We start from the raw sequence: 18,837 nt of genomic DNA on the forward strand, positions 1-18,837 counted from the left end.
CCAGGTGCTAATGCCTACTCAAATACTTATATTAACTGGTCATACCATTGGATGCAAGTCACGCTGGATGAAAAAAGACGCCTCTCGACCTAACAAAAGGTGAAAGACGTCTTGTCGTTTCGTTCTTATCCGTTGTAACGACCTGTGAAATCACCTGTACGTGTATCAACCGTTACTTTTTCGCCCGCTTCGATGAAGAGTGGCACTTGAATGATGTGTCCCGTCTCTACTGTCGCGTTTTTCTTGACGTTCGAAGCTGTATCGCCTTTAACGCCCGGCTCCGCTTCAACGATCGTCATGACGACCGTGTTAGGTAATTCAAGACCGAGGATTTCGCCGTTATAAACAGCGATTTGAACTTCCATGTTTTCAAGCAAGTATGGAAGAGCTGCTTCGACTTGTGCCGTCGTCAATTCCAACTGCTCGTAAGATTCTGTATCCATGAAGACATATGTCTCACCCATTGGGTAGAGGTATTGCATCTTGTTACGCTCGATGTGCGCACGCTCGACACGCTCACCGCCGCGGAATGTCATCTCTTGGATGTTCCCGTTACGGATATTACGCATTTTCGTCCGAACGAACGCTGCCCCTTTACCTGGTTTAACATGTTGGAATTCAAGTACTTGCCAAATCATACCGTCTGAAGTTTTGATCGTTAATCCTGTTTTTAAATCGTTTACTGATACCATGAATGGTTCCTCCTAAAATGTCCCGTCACTCTGAATTAGAGAGTGATCAGTTCTTTTGGTGAAGACGAAAGAATTTCTCGACCTGTTTCCGTGATCAAGACGTCATCTTCAATTCGGCATCCGCCGACTTGCGGCACGTAGATACCTGGTTCGACCGTGACGATCATGCCCGGTTCAAGTTTCGTCTCAGAGCGGAAAGATAGACCAGGTCCTTCATGTACTTCTAGACCAATGCCGTGTCCCGTCGAGTGACCGAAGTACTCGCCGTATCCTGCTTCTTTGATGATATCACGCGTCAATGCGTCCGCTTCGATCCCTGTAATACCTGGTTTTAAACCATCAACACCCGCTAGTTGTGCTTGTAAGACTGTATCGTAGATTTTCTGCAATTCAGCATTGATCGGACCGACTGCTACAGTCCGTGTGATATCTGAAACATAACCGTTCAGAAGCGCCCCAAAATCAAGCGTGACAAGTTCGCCTGTCGCAATGACCTTCGAACTGGCAACACCGTGCGGCAAGGCAGAACGATAGCCCGATGCAACGATCGTATCGAAAGAAGAAGACGTCGCTCCCTGCTTACGCATGAAGAATTCTAGTTCATTTGATACTTCAAGTTCCGTCCGTCCTGGTTGAATGTACGTCAAGATATGCTGGAAGGTCGCATCTGCGAGCTCCACCGCTTCCTTAATCATCTTAATCTCTGATGAATCCTTAATCAAGCGTAGGTTTTCGATGATTCCCGTCGTCGGAACGAGTTCGATCGAAGAAGCTTGATCATACGCTTCAAAAGCACCGAGTGTCATCGCATCTTTTTCGACGCCGACCGCGCGAACACGTGCCCCTGCCATCAATTCACCCATTGTCTCTGGAATCGAACGTTCAATTTGGACGATTTCCATTCCTTTGACTTGGTCTGCCGCTTGCTCCGTGTAACGGAAATCCGTCACGAAGTACGCTTGCTCTTCTGTTACGAGACATGCACCGCTTGAACCTGTGAAGCCGGAAATATAACGAATGTTCTCTGCTTTCGTGACGAGTAATCCTGGAAGGTCCCGTTCCTTTAAAGCTGCTTGTAACGCCTCGATCCGTTGTTTCATGATTGATTTCCCCCTTATTCCGATTGTTGTAAAGCTTGGAGTGCTTCTGTTGCCAGACGATATCCCGTCATGCCAAGTCCAGCGATGACCCCCTTGCAGACTGGTGCGATCATCGAATGATGCCGGAAGGATTCACGTGAATGGACATTCGATAGATGGACCTCTATGACGGGTGCTTCGATTGCAGCAATCGCGTCACGTAACGCGATACTCGTATGCGTGTAGGCAGCCGCATTGAAGACGATGCCGTCCGCCCCTCGTTCCTCGTGAAGAACATCAATCAGTCGTCCTTCATGGTTCGATTGCTCGAACCGAAACTGAATGTTCGGAAAATAAGCGCGAAGCTCGTGTTCTAAATCAGCTAACGTTGCCGTTCCGTATGTATCCGGTTCGCGTGTTCCAAGTAAATTCAAGTTTGGTCCGTTTAAAATCAAGACACGCAAAAAAACACCTCCTCGAATTCTTTTTCATTGTATCATAACCCGATTTCCGACTCCTAAAGATTACCTCGTTTTGACGAGTCGAACATAGTTTTTTTGTCGTAAATCAAGTACACTGACGATACACCTAATTTTAATGAAGACGGGATGCGTTCTATTATGAAAACGACTAATCCGCCGGTCGGTGGTCAAGCCATCGTCGAGGGCGTCATGTTCCAAAATGCGACCCATGCGGTCTCTGCGATTCGTCGAAATGATTCGTCGATTGAGACGTTTGCACAACAAAAACCGATTCGACCACGAATCGCCAAAGGAAAACGAATTCCACTCCTGCGCGGTCTCTTTGCATTAATGGAATCTTCAGCGAATGGCGCAAGTCACATGAATTTCGCAAGTGATCGCTACGGCGTCAAACCCGGTGAAGAAGAACCAGAAGAGTCAACGGCTAGTCCATTGACGAAATGGCTCGGAGTGGCTGTCGTCGGAATTCTTTCCTTTTTCTTTGGGAAATTACTCTTTACGCTATTACCTGCTTTCCTTGCGTCTTTGTTTGATGTGTTTCCGCTCTTATCGGGACATGTCGTTCAAAACATCATCGAAGCAGTGATTAAATTAACGTTACTATTTAGTTATCTCTACGTGATTTCTTTGACTCCACTCGTAAAACGACTCTTTCAGTACCATGGCGCTGAGCATAAAGTCATTAACTGTGTCGAGTCCGGACGTCCACTCACCGTCGAAAACGTTCGTGTTAGCAGTCGACTCCATTACCGGTGTGGCTCGAGTTTCTTGATTTTCACCGTCATCGTCGGTTTTTTCGTCTACTTGATCGTCCCAACAGATCCGCTTTGGTTGCGTCTCGTCTGCCGGATTGCTTTATTACCGGTCGTCATCGGTCTCTCATTTGAAGTCTTACAGCTAACGAATAAAGCACAACATATCAAAGGACTTCGTGTTATCGCCTTGCCTGGTCTATGGTTACAGTACTTGACGACGAAAGAACCGGATGATGCTCAAATTGAGGTTGCGATTTATGCGTTTGAAGCCTTAGAAAAACAGGAACATAACCTACATGAGAATGCACTGGGTTAATCGATAACAGGGGTGATATTATGATCAGACAACGCATTGGTTCTACATTCGCACTCGTCGTGTTACTGTTCGCTTTTGTCGGCTTTGGATATAAACTCGTCAATAATCCAAGTAGTCTGTTTTCACAATTGCTGTTCTTCGGCATTACTGCCGGGATCATCTTCTTACTCTTTAAGTTCCTGACTCGTAATCGAAGCGTCGGAAACGGTACGAACGCACAGTACCGTAAATCGGTCGCTCAATCCAAAAAAATGCATGGTCCTTCGAATTCTGTTCGCCGGACAGACTTCAAGAAAAAACCAGTCAAGTCTTCGAAAGCACCTGCATCGAATAAAGTCAGACCGTTACGTGATCGTTCGAAAGCGCCTCATCTGACGGTCATTGAAGGAAAAAAAGGCAAAAAGAAAAAACGTGCTTTTTAATGTTGAAAGCATATTAATTAAGGAGGTTCGTCGCCTATGACGAACCTCCTTATTTTTCACTCCGTTTCGACCCAACCGATGTAAGGAAGATTGCGGTATTCTTCAGCACAATCAATCCCGTACCCGACAACAAAGTAATCCGGAATCTCGAACCCGACATAGTCCGCATCGAGTTCTACTTCACGACGTGCCGGTTTATCAAGTAACGTACACACCTTCAGGACGCCTGGCTGATGCAATTTCATATGATCACATAGGAAATGAAGCGTCCGTCCTGTATCAATGATATCTTCGATGACGACGACATATTTTCCTTGAACATCGAGATCGAGGTCCTTCTTCAATTGAACACGACCTGAAGAAACGGTCTTTGTACCATAAGAAGAGCACGCGACCGTATCAATTTGGACGCTTCCTTTGATTTCGCGCATCAAATCCGCAGCAAAAACCATCGATCCTTTCAATACGACGACGAGAACGATTTGACGTCCTGCCGCATCTGCTTCGATCTGCTGTGCTAACTCACGAACTTTTTCTTTCAGTTGTGATTCCGACACTAACTTTTCTTTAATCGTGATTTCCATGACAAGGTGCGAACACCCGTCACCCCCTTCGTCCATTTTCAGGATCAGTATAGCATATCTACCTCATAATGCGTACTTTACCATGAAATTATAATGGATTGTTCGTGTTTAAGTGTATCTAATAAGAAATTATATAAAAAAAACAAGCCTCAATCCTCTGGATGGGCTTGTTGATAGCGATGTAACTCTTCTTTCAGACCAGGACGTTCCGCAAAGAACTGAATCATCCCATTGATTTTATCCAATGCTTCGATGCTAATATGGTGTTCGATTCCTTCGACATCCTTGTAAATCAATTCCTCATCCACACCAACGAGACGAAGAAAATCTTCAAGCAATGCATGTCGTTCTACAAGACGCTTCCCAATCTTACGTCCTTTAGGCGTCAGCATGAGCCCCCGATATTTTTCATAAACGAGATAGGTCTCGCGGTCGAGCTTTTGTACCATCTTCGTCACAGACGAAGGATGTACACCTAATGACTCCGCAATATCCGATACACGGGCATATCCCTTATCTTCAATCAACTTATAAATTTGTTCCAAATAATCTTCCATACTCGGAGTTGGCACGACATCACCTTCCCATTTCATTCATTAGCGTTTCCAGTTCCACTCATCACTACGGTATTTCTCGGCAAGACGCTCAATCTCCTGCCACTGCTCACTAGTGAATGTCAACGGAACGAGCGACAAATCAAGTGCTTCTTCAAACCCTTTCGTGAACGCTCCTCTTACTTCGTCAAATGCTACAGCGCGACCTGCTAACTCGTTCAGAGCGACAGCCTTTCCTGAAAAACGAGCCTTCATCCGCTCGCGCGTCGACTCATCATCGTACAAGAAGCAATCAAACAGTTCGCCTTCATCAACAGAGAGTGGAACAGAACCATGCTGTAAGACGACGCCTTGATGACGGACTTGTGCACTTCCGGCGACTTTTCGTTTACCGACAGCGAGTTCATAATACGATGCTGCATCAAAACAGACAGCCGATTTCGGCTTCCGTAATTCTTCTTTTTCCTCTTCCGTCAATGGAACTGAAAATTCGACTGGAATGCCGAGGTGATGGTATCCCTTGCGAATCCCTTCCGTCAACATTCGGTAACTTTCGATGACCGTGCGTGGTAACCCTTCCGTATCTTCAGGGATGACGATACTGTATGTCAACTCGTCTGCATGCAAGACAGCTCGCCCTCCTGTCATCCGACGCACGATCGGAATGCCGAGCTCCGCGATCCGCTTTCGATCGATATCACGGGTTGCTCGTTGGAAATGACCAATACTTAATCCACGTGGTTCCCATGAGTAAAAACGAAGCGTCGGTGCGATCTCCCCCCGCCCGACGAACTGAATTAATGCTTCATCGATTGCCATGTTCATTGCCGGCTCCATTGCCGGCGTCGTCAATACTTGCCACTCTCTGTTCACTTCAGCACCCCCAAAACGTTTCCGTATTAGTGTATCAAACCCTTTCTCGGTCGCGCAATCACGAGTCGATTGCCGAAATCGATTTCGTTGACTATAATGAAACAGAGGTTAAACGAATGAAGGGGTTGGAAGTCGAATATGGAAACTGGAACTATCGTTACGATCGTATTATGGGTCGCGCTGATCGCCTACATCGCTTGGCGTTTCATGCCGGTCAAAGGTATCACGAAATTGTCACAGGAAGAATTCCGTGCGAACTATCGCAAAGCACAAATCGTCGATGTCCGCGAGACACAGGAATTCAAAGGTGGACACATCGTTGGTGCTCGTAATATCCCGGTCAGCCAAATGAAGATGCGCTCGAAGGAATTACGGAAAGATATGCCGATTTACTTGTACTGCCAAGGTAGCATGCGTTCTTCACAGGCTGCAAAAGTTTTGAAAAAAGCAGGCTATACGAATCTGTATCAATTAAAAGGCGGATTCAAGCAGTGGTCAGGAAAAATCAAACGGAGCTGATGCTTCGTTCATCGCAAAAAAAGGATCCCTCCGGAAGGAGAGATCCTTTTTTTATGGTTCTTGCTTATACATGTACTTCTTGTTTTGGTTCATAGCGTAAGACGGGCTTGCGAGCAGCAAGTGTCTCGTCCATCCGTTTGACGACCGTCGTGTGTGGGGCGTTCAAGACGACATCCGGTGTCTCTTCGATCTCTTTTGCAATCTGGAGCATCGCATCACAGAAGGCGTCGAGTGTTTCTTTCGATTCCGTTTCCGTCGGTTCGATCATGATACACTCCTCGACGTTCAACGGGAAGTAGATCGTTGGTGGATGGTATCCAAAGTCAAGCAGACGTTTAGCGATATCAAGCGTCCGGACACCTAATGCTTTTTGACGTTTACCCGACAAGACGAATTCGTGCTTGCAATAGACGTCGTATGGCGCGTCATACGCACCTTTGAGACGAGCCAACATATAGTTCGCATTCAAGACCGCTTCTTTCGAGACGCGAGCGAGACCTGCCCCACCCATCGTCCGAATATAGCTATAGGCACGAACGTTGATGCCGAAGTTACCGTAGAATGGTTTGACGCGACCGATCGCTTCCGGGCGATCGTAGTCGAGGACATAACGCTCTTCTTCTTTGCGGACGATTGGTTTCGGTAAATACGGAATCAAATCTTGTTTGACCCCTACTGGACCCGATCCTGGTCCGCCGCCACCGTGCGGTCCTGTGAACGTCTTATGCAAGTTCAAGTGGACGACATCAAAGCCCATGTCCCCTGGACGAGCAATGCCCATGATCGCATTCGAGTTCGCACCATCATAGTACAGTTTTCCGCCTGCTTCATGAACCGCTTGTGCGATTTCGACGATATCCGACTCAAACAAACCGAGCGTGTTGGGATTCGTCAACATGAGTGCCGCTGTATCGTCACCGACTTTTTTCTTTAAGTCTGCTAGATCAACGAGACCACGTTCATCCGATAAGACCGTCACGGTATCAAATCCAGCGACTGATGCCGATGCCGGGTTCGTTCCGTGTGCCGAGTCCGGTACGAGGACTTTCGTCCGTTTAAAGTCACCACGTGCATGGTGGTAGGCCTTAATCAACATCAAGCCTGTCCACTCACCGTGTGCTCCCGCCGCCGGCTGAAGCGTCACTTCATCCATTCCTGTGATGACCGCGAGTTTTTCTTGCAGATCATACATCAAACCGAGTGCCCCTTGAACACTTTCGACTGGTTGAAGCGGGTGAATGTGTGCAAACCCAGGGAGGCGTGCCATATCTTCATTGATTTTCGGATTGTATTTCATTGTACATGACCCGAGTGGATAGAATCCAGAATCCACACCATGGTTACGGTTCGAGAGTGCCGTGTAGTGACGGACGAGATCCAGTTCAGATACTTCCGGTAGCGCCACGTCTTCCTTCCGTAACATCGAGGTCGGTAACAATTCTTCTACTGCCACCTCATCGACAGTCGGTAACGGTAAGCTATAGGCGATACGACCCGGTTTAGAAATTTCAAAGATCAATGTTTGCTCATTCATGTGTGAGTCCCCCTAACGCTGTCACGAATTGATCCAACTCTTCATTCGTCCGTAATTCCGTTGCACAAACAAGCATTTCATTTTGACGCGCTGCGTCATACGATCCTAACGGTAAACCGCCGATGATTCCGTGATCGAGCAATTGTTGACTCGCACGTGTCGCGTCGATTGGTAGCGTAACGACGAATTCATTGAAGCTCGGTCCATCGTCAACGATCGTAAAGCCAGCCTGTTTCAGCTTTTGTTTTAATGCATGTGCCGTTTGCAAGTTACGTGTCGCGAGTTCCCGGATACCCCGTTTTCCGAGTGCACTCATCGCGATCGAAGCAGCGAGTGCATTCAACGCTTGGTTCGAACAGATGTTAGATGTCGCCTTGTCACGGCGAATGTGTTGTTCACGTGCTTGTAACGTCAGAACGAAACCGCGTTTCCCATTCTCATCGACGGTCTGTCCAACGAGACGTCCCGGAATCTTACGCATCAACGCTTTTGTCGTCGTGAAATAACCACATGTCGGTCCACCAAAGCTTTGTGGAATTCCGAACGGTTGGCAATCTCCGATCGTAATGTCAGCGCCAAGTTTACCTGGCGCTTCTAAGATACCGAGTGCCAGTGGATTCGCAGAGACGATGAACAGCGCACCACGAGCATGAGTCGCATCGGCCAATGCTTGTAGTTCTTCGACACGACCGTAGAAGTTCGGATACTGCACGATGACACAGGCGACGTCTTCGATGGCATCGAGTTGATCGATCCGTGTGACACCTTGCTCAAGCGCCAACGTCTCGACGTTTAGTCCTGGACCGTTCGCATACGTCCGAACGACATCGTGCGCTTCCGGGTGAACGCCATCTGAAAGAACGATCGTTTTTTTCTTCGTATGGGCACAAGCAAGCATGGCCGCTTCCGCTAACGCCGTGATACCGTCATACATCGACGAGTTCGCGACATCCATCCCTGTCAATTCACAAATCATCGATTGGAATTCAAAAATCGCTTGTAGCTCACCTTGCGAAATCTCTGGCTGATATGGTGTATAGGCAGTGTAAAACTCTGAGCGCAGTAACATATGATTGACGACAGCAGGTGCATAGTGATCATAGATGCCTGCGCCAAGGAACGATGGATATTGTTTCGTATTCATGTTTTGGTCGGCAAGCTTCGATAGCGTCCGAATCAAGTCCGTTTCCGGAAGTGGCACACCGACTTCTTCCAATGTACCGTTATCACGGACGGATGCCGGGATATCAGCGAGTAAATCTTCGATCGATGCTGCACCGATCGTCTGTAACATCGCCTGCTCATCTTCTGCTGTCATTGGTAAATAACGAAAATCCATAGAAATATCCCCCTTATTTCGTGCGACGATAAAACGGTGTCGCTGTTCGTTTCGCTGCTAAACGTTTTCCGCGTACTTCCACTTCAAATTGCTCTTGTTCCGCTACTTCTGCAGGAACGAGTGCCCAAGCAATAGCTTTTCCGACTGTCGGCGGCAACGTACCTGTCGTCACCACACCAACGACTTCCCCGTCATGCCAAACCGGTGCATCTTGACGCGCAATCCCTTTATCGAGTAATTCAAGACCGATCAAGCGTCGCGGTGCTCCTTGTTCTTTCTGTTGCAACAATACCTCTGAACCGACGAACGGTTTGACTTGTGGTTTGACCGCAAAGCCCATTCCAGCTTCGATGGGTGAAATCGTTGCTGATAATTCATGTCCGTAAAGTGGCAGACATGCCTCAAAACGTAATGTGTCACGTGCCCCGAGCCCGCATGGTACGACACCTTGCTCAAGCAGTGCTTGCCAGACAGCAGGTGCGTCACCAGCTGCCATGTAGAGTTCGAATCCATCTTCCCCTGTGTACCCACTGCGTGAGACGATCATTTCCACTCCTGCAACCGTCCCCCGTTGGAACTTGAAAAATCCGATCTCTGATAAGAAAAGTGGTGTCATGCCGGAAAGGATGGCTTCCGCACGTGGTCCTTGGACCGCAATTTGACCATATTGTTCCGATTGATTCTCAAGCGTGACGTCCCCTGTTAGATAGTGACGTAAATGTTGTTCGTCTTTTTCAATGTTCGAAGCATTGACGACGAGAAGATAGTCCGTTTCTGCCAAACGATAGACGAGTAAATCATCCACTGTCCCACCGTCTTCTTGGCATAAGACGTTATATTGCGCTTGCCCCACCGCAATCTTCGAAATATCGTTCGATAATGTAGCTTGTAAAAACGTCAGAGCATCCGGTCCGCTGACGAACAGTTCTCCCATGTGCGAGACATCGAACATGCCGACGTTCTCCCTTACTGCAACGTGTTCTTCTTTAATCGAGGAAAACAAAACTGGCATTTCAAATCCCGCAAAATCCACCATCTTACCGGTTTGCGAAACCGTCTCGAATAACGGTGTTCTTTTCAATGTCGTTTGACTCATACAAATCCCCCTATTTACGAACGTTTTCACTCTCTCTTCTCTTTAATGTTCCATTTTCAAATCCATCTTACCAATTAAAATCATAATTATCTAGTATTATTCGGAAAAAGGAACATACGAAAAAGAGAGAAAGGACCCTGTCCCTTCTCTCCTATTGTTTCATATTCTTCCCATGAAAGCCATTTCAAAATTGTTTGATTCCGGCAGTTCGTTTGATTTCCTCCTGGAGTCGACGACCTTCCGTCACCAATTGGCTTGTTCCCTGCTTCACACGATTTCCTTCTTCGGTGATCCGGTTGATGTTCCCTTTGATTTGATCGATTCGGTGCGTTGTATGATCGATGTTCGTCTGCAAGGTTTTCTGACGAATCGTAAAGCGCTCCATCAATTGCTTTAATTGTTGAATATCCTGAGATAGCTTCTTTTTGTAAAGAATGAATCCGAACAACACAAGTCCTACGATGGACAATAAAATAATACCTAACGTAATCCAAATCATGACTTTTCCTCCAATACAGTTTCAATCGCATGAACCAACCCTTCGATTGATGTCGTTCCTTCAATGCGAACAGTGGCAACTCCAGCATACAAAGAATAGCGACGATCGAATAAATGCTTCACCTGTTCCCGTTCTGTCACGAGTGGACGATTCGAGTCAGAAGCAATCCGTTTCCAGATGACATCAAAAGGCGTATCAATCCAAATGACTGTCCCTGCCTTTTTCATGAACAGTCGGTTCTCTTCTCGTTCGACGATTCCACCACCCGTGACGACTACTTCCGCGTTGCTGTTCCTTAACAATTCGCTCTCGTGTGTACGAAACCCTGCTTCGCCATACTCAGCAAAAAAAGAAGGAATCGTTTGTCCATGTTTCTGTTCGAAGTGTTCATCCAATTCGTCGACCGTGTATCGTCCACGTAATCGATGTCCGACGGCTGATTTACCAGTTCCCATAAAGCCAATCAAATAAACCTTACTCATGTGTAACGACCGCCTCGATTCTTTGACCATTATCTAATCTCGCTTCCATTTTAAAGCCTTTATCGGTCACTGTACAGCTGACTTGCCCGATTGGATAGCGGAGGGTCTCATCCTTCGTACAATCTGCTTTTGCCGCGCGGATGAGAGATTCGAGTTGTAGTGCTTCTTGTTCCAACTGATGATGGCGCATTTCTTCGTCAATTTGCTGACAAGCGATTAAGAGCACGACTCCCATGCCTAGAAGCAACAGTAAGGTCTGAATCAAGATGAATCCGTCTTGACGCATCGGAAGGAACGTTTGCTGTCGTTCAACTGAATTGAGAGGATCTCGGCAGTGCTTGTCACAGTGTATTGTTTGACATCGCGAGCGTATGTCAGTTCACCTCCTTGTTCTTTCTTGAGGCGTAGTTGATCCTGCACACGGACGAGACGCCATTTCTCAGCCATCTCTCCCGGATTAACGTCCATTCCGCGAATCTCATCTCCAACGCGTTCACACATCGTACTCCGCCACATGAGCCGTTCTACGGTATGAAAGAACAGTTCCTCATTCATTCGATTGACTTCTGGTGGGCGAACGAGTGGTGTCAGCGTCAAAATCGCCAACAGGAGCAACGGACTGATCCACAGGACGAACGATAGTTCGAGGAGGGTCATTCCGGATTCTGCTCGCAAGACATGTCGTTTCATTGCACCACGCTCCTTGCTTCAGAACATAGGACACTGTTCGGTTTTCAACTTGATCCGTCGCCATCTGCTCAAGCTGTTTCGTCTCTTGTTCCCATTTGATTTGTTTCGTTCGTAAATCGAGATAAGGATCGATCGCTAGCATCATGAAGACACCCATCGCAACGATAGAGAGAATCACTTCGAGCAAAGAGAAACCCGCTTGTCGTTTGTCCTGCATACTTCTCACCTCACTTTACGGATTGCCATTTGATAGTTCCCAAGTAAGAATTTAATTTCATACTCGGCTGTTGCCGAACGGCAAGACCACGTCGCTGCATAAATCGAGTGATAGCTCTTAAAGTAGATGATGCGGTTTGACGGGGGGACGGCACATGTATGCCCATTCTGGAACGTTCGTTGCCATAACAGCCGGTCATCCGCAAGTACAAGGTATCCTGTCCCGTCTCCTCGAAATCGAAACTGCATCAATGCTTGATCTTGTTTCGAGTACTGCATGAGCCGAAGCGTCTGAATATCTTGTTCCATTAGACGAACCTCTTGTTCAAGCGGAATCCAGTCCGGTCGTTTTTCAAATAGTGCCGGCAACAACAAAACAAGTAAACAAGCAATGATTGTCAGTACCGCCGTCATCTCAAATAAGGTAAATCCTTGTTCACTTCGTAAGTTCGCCAGTCTTCGGATCATACGTATACGTCTCCTGATCACAGACGAGGGCATTCGGTTTATCGGCGGTTCCCCGATTGATCGTCTGAAGCGATTCCGGGTATTTTTTCTCTTTCGCATAATAGAGATTGACCTCCGAACGAATGACTCGAATGTTCGCCTCACAACTCACACCTTTCGCCTGATCCTTTCCACTTGTCATCGTTGGAATCAAAACGAGCAGTAACAACGAAATGATTAATAAGACGGCTGCCATCTCCAGTAAAGTGAATCCGTCCTGTCGTTTTAAGAATTGTTTCATCGTATCGTCTCCTCTGTTTAAAATGGAAGCTGCTGTATCGCTAGCTGAATCGGATAATATAAGATGAGAAACAACGTTCCTGTCATGATCGTTAATCCCCCGTACAAAATCGGCTCGATCCATAACAACTTTTTCTCTAACTCCTCTTCCATCGACTCATGCAAGAGCGTCGCTTGTTCAAGCAACAACGGACCAAGATCTCCACTTTCTCGCGCTAAATGGACGATTCCAATCGTCTCGGCTTCGATGATCTCATCTTCGCCAAGCGCTTCTGCAAGTGGTTCCCCCGCCTGTTGTTTAGCATGCAAACGAGCGTACAAATGACCTTTTTTATTCGCTTGTCCTTGCTCTAGATGACGAAAGGTCTCTTCGAGCGAAAAGCCAGCATCGATAAACGATCCTACTTCGATCGTGAATAAATAGCTGTAGTAGAGACGAATCAAACGCTGTAACGGTTTCAGTCGTAAAATACGGTTTAATGGAAAGAAGCGAAAGAAGAGGTAACCGGAGGTTAACAAAATAACGGGAATACTTGCGAGCATATATTTCGCAGAGGGGTGAAGAAGAAGATGAAGAAATGAGGGGAGAGTTTTCGGGTCCGACATCTCGAGGAGAGATGGAAATACGTAGAGGGCGTAAAAGAAGAACAGCAGGAATAGACTGGTCGCTAGAACAAGCGGATATCGGATCATCTTCCAAAACTTCGATCGCATTTCTGTTTCGAGGTCGAGCAGTTTCACGATTTGGCGAAGAACAAGCAACGGTCGCTCTGTCCTTTCTCCAACAAAAAGAAGTCGTTTTAAGGTATTCGTTAACGCAAGCGGTTCAAGGGATGCTGCAAAGGAGTCTCCTTTTTCAAGACGTTGCTCCATTTCTCCGACCACTTCCGAGAACGGATGACGCTCGAATCGTTTTAAAATGAGTAGCGTCTCTTTCGCGGAAATTCCTTTTGATAACAAGCGATGATATCGTTTTAAGAACCGACTTTGATCGCGGCTTGTAAGTTTCTGACGGTACAGCGGACATCCTCTCCTTTTCTCTCGAGATGAATGATGCGTTGACAGACAGCTAGCTCTGACTCTTCGATACCTAAACTGCGCAATCGTAATCGCGCTTCATCAATACTTCCAGCGTGTAGCGTAAACAACACGACGTGACCACTAAGGGCGGCATTCATCGTCAAACGTGCTGCCTCCCTTGTCCGCACCTCACCAAAAGCAATCCAATCTGGATCCGCTCGCAGTATTTCCTCAAAACATCGTGTAGCAGTGAAGCCTGCTTTTTCATTTAGTTCCAGTTGTAAGACGTTTGGTACCGTACATTCCACCGGATCTTCAATCGAGATGATTCGTTTTTCTTCCATTGTACTCATCAAGGAATATAACATCGTCGTCTTTCCTGCACCTGTCGATCCGGAAATGACGATACACCCATGTCGTTGTTCAGCTAACCATGCGAAGTCCAATTGATCATGTAACGTTTGTAAAGCCGTTTCTCGAGAGACCGTCGAACGATAAAAACGCCACGACATCGCATCCCCTTGTCGACTCGGTAACAACGAGACACGCATTCCCTTTTTCCCATGTGGATACAAGCCACTTTGCGGAATTCGTTCATTTTGTTCCTTTAAGTTCGCCTCATAGCGAATATGGCTGACAAGCGTCCGGTAACGTGTCAGTTCTACGTCATCTTGTTCACACAGCCCATCGCTCGTTCGACAAACGATTCGGACGCGAGTCTCGTTCGGAACGAAATGAACATCTGTTGCACCGAGTGCTTCGAATCGTTCCATGAGTTGTGTCGTCCATTCCTTCATTTCTACTCACCTCCCTACAGCAAACAATACACAAAAAAAAGAAGCCGACCAAACCGGCTTCTTTACGATACGTGTGCAATTGTCCGATGTTTACGCTTCGCTAATGTCTCAAGACCCGGTTTATCATACCCGATAACGAGTTGTTTTCCATCAGTGATGATTGGGCGGCGTAACAACTTCGGGTTGTCACTCATGAGGCGTAATAACTCACTGAGTTTCATGTCTTCAATATCAATGCCGAGATCTTTGAAGGCTTGACTGCGTGTTGCGAGCAAACTTTCAATCCCGTCTGTCGATAATTTTAACAGTTCCATGAGTTCATCAACTGTTGGAGCATTTCTGAACAGATGACGTTCCTCTACATCAACATGTTCCTCTTTTAACCATGATTTCGTTTTACGACATGATGTACAGCTTGGATATGTGAAAAAGACTAACTCATTCGCCATTTTTGCTCCTCCTCTCAAAGTGTGGGGTTTCATTACAGTTACTATAGCACGACATTTTGACTTTGTACACCTTTTGTACAACTATTGTACAACTTTTTTTGAAACTTCATCTTTTGTTCACAGTTATTCCTTAACAATCACTAGAACAGGATAGACGAATGATTGTTTGCTTGGTAAAATAAGTACGTATATTGACTATCTGTCGGATTTAGGGGGTTATAGGAATGGGGAGAATGTACCGCGTACTCGGTTTCTGGACTGGTATCATCGCAGTCATGGCATTTATCGGCGCATTGGGTGGCGATGCAAGCTCAAGTGAGCATACGGATTCATTTTTAGTCATGGGCTTTGTCTTCTTGGCACAAACTGTCTTTTTTGCAGCGCTTGGTTACTTGCGTTTAACTGAAAAAACGTATGTCTATATCTTTGGAGCTTACTTAACTGTATTTTTCATCGTCTTTACGTACTGGTCGAACTTCCAGATGTAATGAAAAAAACTCGTCATCCTCTCGGATGGCGAGTTTTTTTGCTTATAGAAACGGATTGTTTTTCATCTCTTGTCGGATCGTCGTATTTGGACCGTGACCCGGATAGACTGTCGTGTCTGCTGGTAGTTCCGCAATGAGTCGATCAAGCGAACGCATCAATACGTCTTGATTCCCACCATAAAGATCCGTTCGCCCGACGCCTTGTTGGAAGAGGAGATCCCCACCGAATGCGATTCGTTCTCCCTTGAAATAGAACGTCACACTTCCTGGTGAGTGTCCTGGCGTCTCAAGTACATGCATTGAAAAGTTACCGATTGCCAATTGTCCTGGTTGTAACAGATGATCGGCTGGCTTCATGCGCATCGGCGGCATGCCGAATTTTGCCGAACCATTCCATTCTGGATTACCAAGCCAGCCTGCCTCTTCCGCATGAACGTAGACAGGAGCTTCCGTGAAGCGTCGTAACATATCCACACCACCAATGTGGTCAAAGTGAGCATGGGTCAAAAGGATTCCTTTTAAGGTTGCTCCTCGACTTTCAATTTCATCGAAAAAACGCATATCTTCTGTTCCTGGATCAATGACGAGACACTCCTTGTCCTTAAATAACAAGTAGCCATTCTCAGATGCCATACCGGAAGTGATCATGACGATTTCCATTCTATAAAACCCCTTTTCAATAGACTCTTCCCCTACTATACACGAAATTGTCGAAAGTTCCTGCAACGCCCTCTCGACTTTATCCCGAGAGTCGGATAAACTAAAAAGTGAGATTTAAGTGAAATCTTCGTGAAATTCATAACGTGATTGTTTAAGGGGGAGTACGTCATGCATTTGGATCAACCAATCGGTTGGCTTTTCTTCTTCGTCGCACTCGTCGGTGTTTGGGCCGTCGTTCGTTCACTTAAGAAACGCCAAATGTTTCCACTCGTATTCGCAGCCCTAACTGTCGTCTTATTCGGCTGGTTTGGGATTGCGACATTGATTTACGGCGGTATTCCATCGTAATCAGAGTACGCTAAAAAGAGAGGTGCCTCGAGCATCTCTCTTTTTTGTTATTTTATAAAAAGAGTAGACCTACTAGAACGTAGACCTACTCTCAGTATTATCTTACTTATTTTGAAGTTTGAAGGAAACGTAGCAAGTCGCCATAGATGACTTTATCTGAGAGTCCTAATTCTTTCTCAGATTGTTTCGTAGATTGTTTACACATTTCCGCTTGTTCCCCGTCCTTCACTTCTTCTCCTGTCTTACGGTCATAACATGTTTCTTGCGTGTAGACCGTCTTATCTGTTACGACAGAACCGTCACGGAACAACGCATAGTCTTTATGTTGTTTTGAGAAGAGATCGGTACCGAACAAGATCTCATTCTTGAAATCATGACCTAACAGGTGAAGCAATGTTGGTTTAATATCGATTTGACTCGCAACATTTTCGTGTTTGACACCCTTCGTTTGACCTGGTAAATGAATGACAAACGGTACACGTTGCAGTTGCGCAACATCATACGGAGTCAACTCATCTTTGTTCATGAGTTCTGCCATCGCAGCATTATGGTTTGTTGAAATACCGTAATGGTCACCGTATACCATGAAGATCGTATCATCCCACGTACCATCTTTTTTTAGACCTTCGATGAACTTACCGAGTGCCATATCTTGATACGCTAGCGCCTGAACGTAGTGGTTCAGTGTCGTAGAACTCGTTTCAAGCGGTGGTACGAGTTCATCTTCTGGTTTTGGCATCTCGAATGGATAGTGGTTCGTTAACGTAATGAATTTCGAATAAAACGGACGTGGTAAATCTTTTAACATCGGAAGTGACTGTTCAAAGAACTTGTCATCGAGTAAGCCCCACTCCGTCAAATCTGCTGGATCCCCTAAATCATAATCCGTCTCCGAGAAGAAACGATCTACGCCGAAACTGTTGTAGACGATGTCCCGGTTCCAGAATGACTTGTTATTCGCATGGAAAACAGCTGAGTAATAGCCATCTTCTTTCAACATCTCAGGTGTTGCACGGAATTCGTTCTCTCCGTTCGTAAAGAATGCAGATCCACGACCAAGTGGATAGATCGAATTCTCAAGAATGAACTCAGCATCTGACGTTTTCCCTTGTCCTGTGTTGTGATAGAAGTTATCCCATGAATGGGATTCCTTGATCAATTTATTCAAGTTCGGTGTAATTTCTTGACCGTTTGGTGCTTTTAAACCAACGGCAAATGATTGAGCTGACTCAAACGAGATGACGATGACGTTCTTACCTTTATACTTGCCGAACATCGCCGGATTGGCTGCAGCATGCTTCGAATCGATGAAGTTTTGGACTTCTGATAACTCAGAGCTATCCGCAAGTGCTTTTTGCGCAGATGTCTTCGACTGGATGAGTGCGTCATACATATGGAAGTTAAATGTTCCGATGTTCTTAACGAGTAATTCCCGGTCAAAGGCACGTGTCAGTAATTCTGGACGTTCTGTCTCAGCAAGCGTCAAGTTTCCAAGGAAGACGACGACTGCTGCGACGAATGCAAGAATTGCGCGCCCACGTGACGCGACGTTTTTGGACATATCCATTTTCCGTAAGAAAAATGGTAAGATGATCAAATCGCCGACGATCAGTAAATCAGCCCAACTTAAAAGCGATGCGAGTGAAGCGGAAACCGTCTCTGCATTCGAAGTTTGGAACAATACTGGCAACGTCAAGTAATCATTAAAGAAGCGGAAAAAAATGATGTCCGCATATAAAATGATGGTTGCGACGAACAGTGTACCGTAGATGAACCATTTTTGGACATTTCCTCGGAAGAAGAAGCTAAATCCAAACATGAAGAGCGCTGAACTAATTGGATTAATTAGTAGAATGAATGCTTGCGCGGAATTCGTTACGGGAACGTTGAAGAAAAGTGTATACGCTAAATACGTTTTTAACCAAATCAATAAGGTCGCAATCCAAAAAAGCTTATGCTCTTTATAAGTACTGCGAACGCCTTGACCCATCTTTAGGCGCATTCGCGACCAGATGTTTGCGTCTTGCTGCATAAAAACCTGCCTCCTAATTTACATGTGCCTTCTGCTTTCAGTTCACACAACTTACATCATAATGTACATATACCCATATCACGTGAAAATTTTACGCTTAGTTTTACAAAAATGCAACCGGAATCCGGAAGATACTTAACAATCACACAATTACTATACGTTTG

25 protein-coding genes and 1 pseudogene are annotated in these 18,837 nt (G+C 46.1%); 5 read left to right on the forward strand and 21 right to left on the reverse strand.

Annotated elements, in window-relative coordinates:
- Positions 1-125: 125 nt before the first annotated feature.
- From efp to aroQ, 3 genes are read right to left on the reverse strand one after another with little or no spacing between them, the layout of a single operon-like run.
- The gene (gene efp, locus B2751_RS05220) at positions 126-692 is read right to left on the reverse strand and encodes an elongation factor P (protein WP_023467577.1); all 567 of its coding nucleotides are present in this window, start codon (positions 690-692) and stop codon (positions 126-128) included.
- A 35-nt stretch (positions 693-727) separates the two neighbouring features.
- The gene (locus tag B2751_RS05225; RefSeq protein WP_290773362.1) at positions 728-1,792 is read right to left on the reverse strand and encodes a M24 family metallopeptidase; all 1,065 of its coding nucleotides are present in this window, start codon (positions 1,790-1,792) and stop codon (positions 728-730) included.
- A gap of 14 nt (positions 1,793-1,806) precedes the next feature.
- Positions 1,807-2,235 (reverse strand): type II 3-dehydroquinate dehydratase, encoded by a 429-nt coding sequence (aroQ, locus tag B2751_RS05230; protein WP_035409105.1) that lies wholly within the window; start codon positions 2,233-2,235, stop codon positions 1,807-1,809.
- 156 nt (positions 2,236-2,391) lie between these two features.
- Here aroQ and B2751_RS05235 point away from each other — a divergent pair, with 156 nt between their 5' ends.
- The gene (locus tag B2751_RS05235; RefSeq protein ID WP_290773365.1) at positions 2,392-3,324 is read left to right on the forward strand and encodes a DUF1385 domain-containing protein; all 933 of its coding nucleotides are present in this window, start codon (positions 2,392-2,394) and stop codon (positions 3,322-3,324) included.
- Between the two features lie 20 nt (positions 3,325-3,344).
- Positions 3,345-3,746, forward strand: coding sequence for an SA1362 family protein (locus B2751_RS05240; RefSeq protein ID WP_035409109.1), 402 nt, complete (start codon positions 3,345-3,347; stop codon positions 3,744-3,746).
- A gap of 56 nt (positions 3,747-3,802) precedes the next feature.
- Here the strand turns inward: B2751_RS05240 and hpt are convergent, their stop codons facing one another.
- The 3 genes from hpt to B2751_RS05255 form a co-directional block, all read right to left on the reverse strand.
- Positions 3,803-4,330, reverse strand: coding sequence for a hypoxanthine phosphoribosyltransferase (hpt, locus tag B2751_RS05245; RefSeq protein ID WP_035409112.1), 528 nt, complete (start codon positions 4,328-4,330; stop codon positions 3,803-3,805).
- A gap of 149 nt (positions 4,331-4,479) precedes the next feature.
- On the reverse strand, positions 4,480-4,902 hold the full coding sequence (mntR, locus tag B2751_RS05250; RefSeq protein ID WP_035398709.1) for a transcriptional regulator MntR: 423 nt from the start codon (positions 4,900-4,902) through the stop codon (positions 4,480-4,482).
- Between the two features lie 24 nt (positions 4,903-4,926).
- The gene (locus B2751_RS05255) at positions 4,927-5,757 is read right to left on the reverse strand and encodes a lipoate--protein ligase family protein (RefSeq protein WP_290773368.1); all 831 of its coding nucleotides are present in this window, start codon (positions 5,755-5,757) and stop codon (positions 4,927-4,929) included.
- 138 nt (positions 5,758-5,895) lie between these two features.
- Here B2751_RS05255 and B2751_RS05260 point away from each other — a divergent pair, with 138 nt between their 5' ends.
- Positions 5,896-6,276 (forward strand): rhodanese-like domain-containing protein, encoded by a 381-nt coding sequence (locus B2751_RS05260; protein WP_035409116.1) that lies wholly within the window; start codon positions 5,896-5,898, stop codon positions 6,274-6,276.
- Positions 6,277-6,340: 64 nt separating this feature from the next.
- On the opposite strand, the gene gcvPB is transcribed toward B2751_RS05260, so the two are convergent.
- The 13 genes and pseudogenes from gcvPB to B2751_RS05320 form a co-directional block, all read right to left on the reverse strand.
- Positions 6,341-7,810 (reverse strand): aminomethyl-transferring glycine dehydrogenase subunit GcvPB, encoded by a 1,470-nt coding sequence (gene gcvPB / locus B2751_RS05265; RefSeq protein WP_290773371.1) that lies wholly within the window; start codon positions 7,808-7,810, stop codon positions 6,341-6,343.
- Positions 7,803-9,149 carry an aminomethyl-transferring glycine dehydrogenase subunit GcvPA gene (gcvPA, locus tag B2751_RS05270; protein ID WP_056060214.1) on the reverse strand — a complete coding sequence of 449 codons (1,347 nt, stop codon included), beginning with the start codon at positions 9,147-9,149 and terminating at the stop codon, positions 7,803-7,805. The genes gcvPB and gcvPA overlap by 8 nt, the downstream gene beginning before the upstream one ends.
- Positions 9,150-9,162: 13 nt before the next feature.
- Positions 9,163-10,245, reverse strand: a complete 1,083-nt coding sequence (gcvT, locus tag B2751_RS05275; protein ID WP_290773374.1) for a glycine cleavage system aminomethyltransferase GcvT — start codon at positions 10,243-10,245, stop codon at positions 9,163-9,165.
- 184 nt (positions 10,246-10,429) lie between these two features.
- Positions 10,430-10,744, reverse strand: coding sequence for a hypothetical protein (locus tag B2751_RS05280; RefSeq protein WP_035409123.1), 315 nt, complete (start codon positions 10,742-10,744; stop codon positions 10,430-10,432).
- A complete protein-coding gene (locus B2751_RS05285) occupies positions 10,741-11,226 on the reverse strand; it encodes a shikimate kinase (protein ID WP_035409124.1) in 486 nt (161 codons plus the stop codon). The genes B2751_RS05280 and B2751_RS05285 overlap by 4 nt, the downstream gene beginning before the upstream one ends.
- On the reverse strand, positions 11,219-11,491 hold the full coding sequence (locus B2751_RS05290; protein ID WP_231496877.1) for a hypothetical protein: 273 nt from the start codon (positions 11,489-11,491) through the stop codon (positions 11,219-11,221). The genes B2751_RS05285 and B2751_RS05290 overlap by 8 nt, the downstream gene beginning before the upstream one ends.
- The gene (locus B2751_RS05295) at positions 11,488-11,916 is read right to left on the reverse strand and encodes a hypothetical protein (RefSeq protein ID WP_290773380.1); all 429 of its coding nucleotides are present in this window, start codon (positions 11,914-11,916) and stop codon (positions 11,488-11,490) included. Before B2751_RS05295 ends, B2751_RS05290 begins: the two co-directional genes overlap by 4 nt.
- Positions 11,917-12,055: 139 nt before the next feature.
- Positions 12,056-12,133: pseudogene (locus B2751_RS15260) on the reverse strand (prepilin-type N-terminal cleavage/methylation domain-containing protein); the annotation flags it as partial.
- A gap of 5 nt (positions 12,134-12,138) precedes the next feature.
- Positions 12,139-12,600 carry a prepilin-type N-terminal cleavage/methylation domain-containing protein gene (locus B2751_RS05300; protein WP_035409128.1) on the reverse strand — a complete coding sequence of 154 codons (462 nt, stop codon included), beginning with the start codon at positions 12,598-12,600 and terminating at the stop codon, positions 12,139-12,141.
- On the reverse strand, positions 12,569-12,880 hold the full coding sequence (locus B2751_RS05305) for a competence type IV pilus major pilin ComGC (protein ID WP_023467559.1): 312 nt from the start codon (positions 12,878-12,880) through the stop codon (positions 12,569-12,571). Before B2751_RS05305 ends, B2751_RS05300 begins: the two co-directional genes overlap by 32 nt.
- Before the next feature lie 17 nt (positions 12,881-12,897).
- A complete protein-coding gene (locus tag B2751_RS05310; RefSeq protein ID WP_056060200.1) occupies positions 12,898-13,839 on the reverse strand; it encodes a type II secretion system F family protein in 942 nt (313 codons plus the stop codon).
- A 14-nt stretch (positions 13,840-13,853) separates the two neighbouring features.
- Positions 13,854-14,696, reverse strand: coding sequence for an ATPase, T2SS/T4P/T4SS family (locus B2751_RS05315; protein WP_290773385.1), 843 nt, complete (start codon positions 14,694-14,696; stop codon positions 13,854-13,856).
- Positions 14,697-14,758: 62 nt separating this feature from the next.
- On the reverse strand, positions 14,759-15,145 hold the full coding sequence (locus tag B2751_RS05320) for a Spx/MgsR family RNA polymerase-binding regulatory protein (RefSeq protein ID WP_035409130.1): 387 nt from the start codon (positions 15,143-15,145) through the stop codon (positions 14,759-14,761).
- A gap of 224 nt (positions 15,146-15,369) precedes the next feature.
- Between B2751_RS05320 and B2751_RS05325 the strand changes: the two genes are divergently transcribed.
- Entirely contained in the window at positions 15,370-15,633 is a 264-nt protein-coding gene (locus B2751_RS05325; protein ID WP_023467555.1) for a DUF2626 family protein, read from the forward strand.
- Positions 15,634-15,675: 42 nt separating this feature from the next.
- Here B2751_RS05325 and B2751_RS05330 read toward each other — a convergent pair whose 3' ends face one another.
- Positions 15,676-16,293: an MBL fold metallo-hydrolase gene (locus B2751_RS05330; protein ID WP_290773390.1), complete on the reverse strand. Its 618-nt coding sequence runs from the start codon at positions 16,291-16,293 to the stop codon at positions 15,676-15,678.
- Between the two features lie 168 nt (positions 16,294-16,461).
- Between B2751_RS05330 and B2751_RS05335 the strand changes: the two genes are divergently transcribed.
- On the forward strand, positions 16,462-16,641 hold the full coding sequence (locus B2751_RS05335; protein WP_035409134.1) for a DUF2759 domain-containing protein: 180 nt from the start codon (positions 16,462-16,464) through the stop codon (positions 16,639-16,641).
- Between the two features lie 106 nt (positions 16,642-16,747).
- Here the strand turns inward: B2751_RS05335 and B2751_RS05340 are convergent, their stop codons facing one another.
- Complete coding sequence (locus B2751_RS05340; RefSeq protein ID WP_035409136.1) at positions 16,748-18,673, reverse strand: LTA synthase family protein; 1,926 nt, start codon at positions 18,671-18,673, stop codon at positions 16,748-16,750.
- Positions 18,674-18,837: the final 164 nt, after the last annotated feature.

The sequence above is a fragment of the Exiguobacterium sp. UBA6282 genome (assembly GCF_002440475.1).
Taxonomy (GTDB): Bacteria; Bacillota; Bacilli; order Exiguobacteriales; family Exiguobacteriaceae; genus Exiguobacterium_A.